Below are 6,899 nucleotides of genomic sequence, written 5' to 3' on the forward strand. Positions count from 1 at the left end.
CAAGCCGGGTCGCGTTTGCAGTTTGCATTGCGTATGCGCTGCCAGCAAGGGCCGCGCCGCCCCGACACATTCAAACCAGTATAGGCGGTGTTTTCCTCTGATGTGAATTCGTCTGGAGCCCACACGGAACGCAGTGTGTTGCAGGCGACGATCATGTAACACCTTCGTGATCTTCCCTTACAAATGGCAACGCTTGCGCGAGGCGCCGTCGTGTCCAATCGAGTCATTCGGGGTTTCGGCTCGAATGAATCTGACTCGATGGAGAACAAAATGAAACGTTTAGTCTTGAGCCTGATCGCAGGCACGCTGCTCGCAACGGCACTCGGTGGCTGCATCGTCGCACCCGCACCCGGCTACTACGGCGGTGGTGGTGGCTACTACCATCACGGCGGCTACTACTACCGATAAGGTTTCCTGCTGAGGGCTGCGGCGCGTCATGGCGCTGCGGCCCTCAGTGCTTGTCAGGCCAGCAGCATTTCGAACGCGACGACCGCGGCGATAGCCGCGGCATTCGCCGCCAACGCTTCGACGACAATGCCCTTCCATGTCGCCGGACGAAAGCGCAATGCAAGCAACAATGAACCTAGCAGCGCCAGCGCAATGATCATCACGATATCCGCGTTGTGAAGATGAATGTTCATGTGTGCCTCCCTGCTCGCCAAAGGGTTATTCGAGTCGAGTATAGGCAAGTCAAAAAGACGCGCAAGGCAGGGAATTTACTCAGGAATGCTCGGCAAGCGGCGGGTGTGAAGCGGGGGCGGTGGATGCCGCCGCCGCAGCGCGAGAATCGCACACTGCAGCGGCATCGCGGGGAGAAGCAGGCCGAGGCGGCGCCTGTCGTTACATCAAACGTGTATCGCGCGTTTCACGCATGCACAGCACGCCGATCATGCTGACCGCTGCGGCGATCGACACATACGCGCCGACCCATGGCAACCCGCCGCGCGCGGCGAGCATCTGCGCGATATACGGCGCCACGGACGCACCGAGAATCCCGCCGAGGTTGTACGACACGCCCGCGCCGGTATAGCGCACGTTGGTCGGGAACAGCTCCGGCAGCAGCGCGCCCATCGGCGCGAAGGTCACGCCCATCAGGAACAGTTCGATGACGAGGAACAGCAGCACGAGCGACGTCTGTCCGCTGCCGAGCAGCGGTGCCATCGTGAAACCCGACAGGATCGCCGCGATGATGCCGACGATCAGCACCGGCTTGCGTCCATAGCGGTCTGCGGCCCAGGCCGACAGCGGCGTGGCGAGCGCCATGAACACCACGGCTATGCACAGCAGACCGAGGAACGTCGGACGCGGAATGTGCAGCACGGAGACGCCGTACGACAGCGAGAACGTGGTGGCGTTGTAGAACAGCGTGTAGCAGACCACCATCGCCAGCGCGCCGAGCAGAGTCGGCACCCAGTGTTGCGACAGCAGTGTGGCGATCGGCACCTTGACGCGTTCCTGGCGCTCAATCGCCGCCTGGAATGCCGGGGTCTCGGCGATTTTCAGCCGCACGTACAGGCCGAGCGCGACCAGCACGGCGCTCACGAGGAACGGCACGCGCCAGCCCCAGCTGCGGAACTGCTCGTCGCTCAACGAAAGCGCCAACGCGAAGAACAGGCCGTTGGATGCCAGAAAGCCGATCGACGGCCCGAGCTGCGGGAACATGCCGAACCAGCCGCGTTTGCCGGCCGGGGCGTTCTCGGTGGCGAGCAGTGCCGCGCCGCCCCATTCGCCGCCCAGGCCAATACCCTGGCCGAAACGCAAGATGCACAACAGGATCGGCGCGAGGCTGCCAATCGAGTCGTAACCCGGCACGAAGCCGATCAGCGTGGTGGACACGCCCATCACCAGCAGCGAAGCGACGAGCGTCGACTTACGGCCGATGCGGTCGCCGAAGTGACCGAACAGGAACGAGCCGATCGGCCGCGCCACGAACGCGATGCCGAACGTGACGAAGGCCGACAAGGCCTGAGCCGTGGCCGAGCCGTGCGGAAAAAACACCGGTCCGATGACGAGCGCCGCGGCGGTCGCATAGACGTAGAAATCGTAGAACTCGATCGCGGTGCCGATAAAGCTCGCGAAGATGATCCGCGAACTCTTGTTCTGCCCGGCCGCGTTGGGCTGGGCCGCGGAAATCGGCGAAGTGGACATGCAGGGTCTCCATATGTCGTGATGCCGTGAAGCGCCCCGGTGCGTGAGCGGGCGGTGCGCGTGTGGGCGGCATCTTTGTTTGGGTTCGCGCTTGCTCCTCGCGCGGCCGGTGGGCGGCCACGTGGGGTGCGGGCGACTAAGCGACAGCTTACAACGGCAACCGGCAAAGTCAGCCCGCGAACGCGGCCACACCAGGGGAATAACCAGGCGGGATGTGGGCGGCCAGCAAGCCGAGGCGGCCGGTGCGGCGCAACGCACTGACTATGTGGGATCACGGGGCGCGCGTCGTGCATCAAGCAGGCGGCGCTCGCGGATGGCGCGGGCGGCGGCCGCAATCGGACTCTTGCCGCGCCGGCGGGTGAGCGGGCGGCGTGAGCCGTGCCGGAAGGCTCCGGCGCAGGGAATCGGAAAATTATAGCGAGCGCGGCGGCGGCGCAGCAAGGCGGCTGCGGTTTGGCCGCGTGCGTTGCGAGAGGTTAAGCGCGTTCAATCGATGGTTAGCGCTTGCGGCGAAGCGAGTTCGCGGAGCTGGAATTTGCCGTCGTCGTTGAACAGCCAGTCTTCGAAAAGCTCGAGCTGGCCGCGGCCGTTCAGCAATTTGCCGGGCGGTTGCGGCAGCGGCGCGGCGCGGCGTAAGGTGGCGAGCGCGGTGCTCTCGGCTTCGTCGTCGCCATTGGTGCGGTACACCGACGACTGCACTACGTGCCCGTTGCGGTCCACCGTGAACGAGACCACGACGAGCGAGCGCAGCATGGCTTGCGGCGTGCCGCGCAGCACATAAGACGGATTGCGTTCGATGATGCGTCTGGCCACGGCATCGCGATATTGGTCCAGCGTCGCGCTGTTGATGGCGGCCGCGGGTGTCGAGACGACCGGGCGTGGCGGCGGCGTGATGGTGCAGCCGGCCAGCGCGATGCCCAGCGCTGCGGCGAACAGCATGCCGCGCATAGGCGCCTGCCAGGCGCTGAAGCCTGAAGCACGGCGTGCAGTGAGGCGGCGAAGGTGACGTGTGCGGGTGAGCATCGTCGTTGGAGAAAACATGGGGCAGGGTCTAACTTGATGGTAGTCAAAATACGCCAGGAAGCAATTGGCGTTCGCCCGGTGTTCGTGGCCGAGCCCCTGTAATAGCCTGAAATATGAGCGGATTGGTGCGCGGCGAAAACACGCCTACACTTCGATGGCCTCTTTCGAGAGGCATCGGTGGAAGTCTTTCATTTAGCCCGCTTCGCGCGGGCTTTTTCTTGTGCGCAGCGGAAAAACAAAAGGCGAACCCGATAACGAGTTCGCCTTTCTGTTTGCAAGCCGCAAGCCCTACGCAAGAAGGTGCGCGGCAAGTAATGAGCACATGTCGCCGGCTCACCGCATGCCGCGCGCCTCCCTTACTTCAACGCTTCACGCGCCGCCTTCACCGCTGCGAGCACCTGCTCCGGCGCCGTGCCACCCGGATGATTGCGGCTCGCCACCGACCCTTCCAGCGTCAGATACGAGAACACGTCTTCGCCGATCAGATGTGCGACGTTCGGCAGTTCCTTACGCATTTCCTCGAGCGTCAGATCCGCCAGGTCGCAGCCGCGATCCGCGCACACGCGCACGGCGAGCGCCACCGCTTCGTGCGCGTCGCGGAACGGCAGGCCGCGCTTGACCAGATAGTCGGCCAGATCGGTTGCCGTCGAGAAGCCTTGCAGCGCAGCGTCGCGCATGGCTTGCGGCTTCACCGAAATACCGGCGACCATTTCAGCGAAGATGCGCAGCGTATCCGCAACCGTATCGACGGTATCGAACAGCGGCTCCTTGTCTTCCTGATTGTCCTTGTTGTACGCGAGCGGCTGGCCTTTCATCAGCGTGAGCAGCGCGATCAGATGGCCGTTCACACGGCCGGTCTTGCCGCGCGCGAGTTCGGGCACGTCCGGGTTCTTCTTCTGCGGCATGATCGACGAACCGGTGCAGAAGCGGTCGGCCAGATCGATGAAGCCGACGCGCGGGCTCATCCACAGCACGAGTTCTTCGGAGAAGCGCGAGATGTGCGTCATGACGAGCGCCGACGCCGCCGTGAATTCGATCGCGAAGTCGCGGTCGGACACCGCGTCCAGCGAGTTCGCGCAGATGCCGTCGAAGCCCAGCGTCTTCGCCACCGCGTGACGGTCGATCGGATAGCTGGTGCCGGCGAGCGCCGCCGCGCCGAGCGGCAGACGGTTCACGCGCTTGCGGCAGTCGATCATGCGCTCGGCGTCGCGCGAAAACATTTCGACGTAGGCGAGCAGGTGGTGGCCGAACGTGACCGGCTGCGCCACTTGCAGGTGAGTGAAGCCCGGCATGATGGTCGACGCGTTCTTCTCCGCCATGTCGAGCAGGGCCGTGCGCAATTCGGTCAGCAAGCCGCCGATCCGGTCGATCTCGCCGCGCAGCCACAGGCGGATATCCGTCGCGACCTGGTCGTTACGCGAGCGGCCGGTGTGCAGACGCTTGCCGGCGTCGCCGATCAGCGCGGTCAGGCGTGCTTCGATATTCAGGTGCACGTCTTCCAGATCGAGTTGCCACTCGAACTCGCCTCGCTCGATTTCACCCTTGATCTGCGCCATGCCGCGTTGGATCGCGGCGAGGTCGTCGGCGGCGATGATCTTCTGCGCGGCCAGCATCGAGGCGTGCGCGAGCGACCCTTCGATATCGACGAGCGCCAGACGCTTGTCGAAGAAAACCGACGACGTGTAGCGTTTGACGAGCTCCGACATCGGCTCCGAGAAGCGAGCCGACCAGGCTTCGCCTTTTTTGTGCAGTTGGGACGTCATGGTGTTGGGCAGTTAAGCGGCAGTTGAGCGAGCGGTGAGGAGGCTGACGGCGCGCATGCACGTACCGTGCGAAGCAGTCGCCGAAGCGAAGAAAGACAGGGATTTTAACACCGGCGGGGCGTCAAGCCAGTTCATCGCCTACTCACGCACCAGCACCACCAGCTTCAAATCCTCCCGATGCGCCGGCTTGAACGTGATCTGGTCGTACACGATGCGGCCTTCGCGCGGATGGTTGAACTCGCGCCGTCCGCCTTCGCGGCCGCCCACGTCCTGCGAGGCCCAGAAGCGCGCGAACGCGTCGCTCGCCGCAGTGAGCGAGTCGATCAGCCCGCGCGTGGGCGCGTCGTTCAGATGGCGGATCGAGTCGGCGCGGAATTCGGCGGCGAGCCGCCGCGCGCGCGTTTCCCAATCGACGATCAGCTCGCGCGCGGCCGGTTCGGTGAACGTGTAGCGCAGCAGATTGCGGTCGTGCGCGCCGTCCAGCCAGCCCACGAACAGGTCGGCGGCGCGCGCATTCCACGCAAGCGCATTCCACTGACGGTCGAGCACGTAGGCGGGCGCGTTCACGAGTTGCACGGTTTCCAGCAGGGTGGCGGGGGCGTCGGCGGCGGCCGGATCGGGCTCTGCCGGGTCGCGCTGGGCGGCCAGTTCGAACAGATAGGCCCGCTCCGCGCGCGACAGTTGCAAGGCCACCGCGATGCGCGCGAGCGCCTCGGCGGAAGCGGAAACCGGGCGCCCCTGTTCGATCCACGTGTACCAGGTGGGACTCACGCCGCACAGTTGCGCGACTTCCTCGCGCCGCAGTCCGGGCGTGCGGCGGCGCGGACCGGGCGGCAGGCCGACCGCTTGCGGCGAAAGCCGCTCACGGTGCGCGCGGATGAAGTCGCCGAGCGCGCGGGCCGGCGTGGCGTCGAGCGGTGGCGGGTGGTCGGCGGAAGACGGCGTGGTCATTCTGAGCGGGCGGTTGGTGTTGGGTCGGCGAAGCGCAGGGAGGTAATAGAGATACCAGAATAATTGCTTAACTTGTACTGGTACACGGCGGGCTCTATTGTAGCGATGTAGCGGCTGGAACGGCACGACGCCTGCCAGCGCTACCCGACACCCCTAACCGGAGCCTTCCATGAAGCATCACGATCAGGTCGCCGACGCCTTCGGCTCGACCGCCGCCGCTTATCTGACGAGCCCGACTCATGCCACCGGCGCCGATCTGCGGACGCTGGCCGAAGCGATCGCGGCGACGCCGGATGCGACGGTGCTCGACATGGGCTGCGGCGCGGGCCACGCGAGTTTCGCGGTGGCGCCGCACGCGAAAGCGGTGGTCGCGTACGACATCGCGCCGCCAATGCTGGCGACGGTGGAGGGCGCCGCGAAAGAGCGCGGCCTCGACAATATCCGCACGCAGCAGGGCGCGGCCGAGGTGCTGCCGTTCGCCGATCATTCGTTCGACTGGGTGATCAGCCGGATGAGCGCGCATCACTGGCACGATGTGCCGCTCGCGCTCGCCGAAGTGCGGCGCGTGCTGAAGCCGGGCGGCAAGGTGCTGTTTATCGATATCGCCGGCAGCGATCATCCGCTGCTCGACACGCATATCCAGGCGATCGAGTTGCTGCGCGATGCCTCGCATATCCGCGATTACCGCGCCGACGAATGGCTCGCGTTATTCGCCGCGGCGGGTCTTCAAGCATCGATTCGCGAACGTTGGCGCATCGATATCGAGTTCAGTTCGTGGGTGGCGCGCATGCGCACGCCGGAGCCGCGCGTGGTGGCGATTCGCTCGATGTGGGCGTCCGCACCGGATGAAGTCCGTCAATATTTCGACGTGCAGGAAGACGGCTCGTTCAAGCTCGACGCGTTGATGATCGAGGCGCAATGAAAAAAGCCGGGGGCGGCCGAAACCAGGCGGCGCCGCGGTTTTGCTTAAACACAAAAACAAAGAACAACACCACGCCCCCCCCAGTTGGGAGA

The 6,899-nt window shown here is 65.0% G+C and carries 7 protein-coding genes; 2 read left to right on the forward strand and 5 right to left on the reverse strand.

All coding sequences use genetic code 11. The features are described 5' to 3' along the window. The first annotated feature begins 270 nt into the window (after positions 1-270). Positions 271-408 carry a hypothetical protein gene (locus P0D70_RS30490; RefSeq protein ID WP_177205004.1) on the forward strand — a complete coding sequence of 46 codons (138 nt, stop codon included), beginning with the start codon at positions 271-273 and terminating at the stop codon, positions 406-408. Positions 409-461: 53 nt separating this feature from the next. On the opposite strand, the gene P0D70_RS30495 is transcribed toward P0D70_RS30490, so the two are convergent. The 5 genes from P0D70_RS30495 to P0D70_RS30515 all read right to left on the reverse strand — a co-directional run bounded on the left by P0D70_RS30495 (position 462) and on the right by P0D70_RS30515 (position 5,885). Further along, positions 462-641, reverse strand: a complete 180-nt coding sequence (locus P0D70_RS30495; RefSeq protein ID WP_091796295.1) for a hypothetical protein — start codon at positions 639-641, stop codon at positions 462-464. A 199-nt stretch (positions 642-840) separates the two neighbouring features. Further along, positions 841-2,148, reverse strand: coding sequence for an MFS transporter (locus P0D70_RS30500; RefSeq protein WP_091796293.1), 1,308 nt, complete (start codon positions 2,146-2,148; stop codon positions 841-843). Positions 2,149-2,634: 486 nt separating this feature from the next. Continuing rightward, positions 2,635-3,096 carry an energy transducer TonB family protein gene (locus tag P0D70_RS30505; protein WP_408187218.1) on the reverse strand — a complete coding sequence of 154 codons (462 nt, stop codon included), beginning with the start codon at positions 3,094-3,096 and terminating at the stop codon, positions 2,635-2,637. Between the two features lie 431 nt (positions 3,097-3,527). Next, positions 3,528-4,934: an argininosuccinate lyase gene (gene argH / locus P0D70_RS30510; protein WP_091796287.1), complete on the reverse strand. Its 1,407-nt coding sequence runs from the start codon at positions 4,932-4,934 to the stop codon at positions 3,528-3,530. A 138-nt stretch (positions 4,935-5,072) separates the two neighbouring features. Beyond that, positions 5,073-5,885 (reverse strand): helix-turn-helix transcriptional regulator, encoded by an 813-nt coding sequence (locus tag P0D70_RS30515; RefSeq protein WP_091796285.1) that lies wholly within the window; start codon positions 5,883-5,885, stop codon positions 5,073-5,075. Between the two features lie 169 nt (positions 5,886-6,054). Between P0D70_RS30515 and P0D70_RS30520 the strand changes: the two genes are divergently transcribed. Continuing rightward, positions 6,055-6,807 (forward strand): class I SAM-dependent methyltransferase, encoded by a 753-nt coding sequence (locus tag P0D70_RS30520; RefSeq protein ID WP_408187219.1) that lies wholly within the window; start codon positions 6,055-6,057, stop codon positions 6,805-6,807. The last annotated feature ends 92 nt before the right edge of the window (positions 6,808-6,899 follow it).

Source organism: Paraburkholderia sp. RL17-381-BIF-C (assembly GCF_046026435.1).
In the GTDB taxonomy this organism is placed as follows: domain Bacteria; phylum Pseudomonadota; class Gammaproteobacteria; order Burkholderiales; family Burkholderiaceae; genus Paraburkholderia.

Excerpts from the sequence above, each read along its gene's own strand:
- P0D70_RS30515 (WP_091796285.1), bottom strand. The coding sequence starts at position 5,885 with ATGACCACGCCGTCTTCCGCCGACCACCCGCCACCGCTCGACGCCACG.
- P0D70_RS30505 (WP_408187218.1), bottom strand. The coding sequence starts at position 3,096 with ATGCGCGGCATGCTGTTCGCCGCAGCGCTGGGCATCGCGCTGGCCGGC.
- P0D70_RS30500 (WP_091796293.1), bottom strand. The coding sequence starts at position 2,148 with ATGTCCACTTCGCCGATTTCCGCGGCCCAGCCCAACGCGGCCGGGCAG.
- P0D70_RS30520 (WP_408187219.1), top strand. The coding sequence starts at position 6,055 with ATGAAGCATCACGATCAGGTCGCCGACGCCTTCGGCTCGACCGCCGCC.
- argH (WP_091796287.1), bottom strand. The coding sequence starts at position 4,934 with ATGACGTCCCAACTGCACAAAAAAGGCGAAGCCTGGTCGGCTCGCTTC.
- P0D70_RS30490 (WP_177205004.1), top strand. The coding sequence starts at position 271 with ATGAAACGTTTAGTCTTGAGCCTGATCGCAGGCACGCTGCTCGCAACG.
- P0D70_RS30495 (WP_091796295.1), bottom strand. The coding sequence starts at position 641 with ATGAACATTCATCTTCACAACGCGGATATCGTGATGATCATTGCGCTG.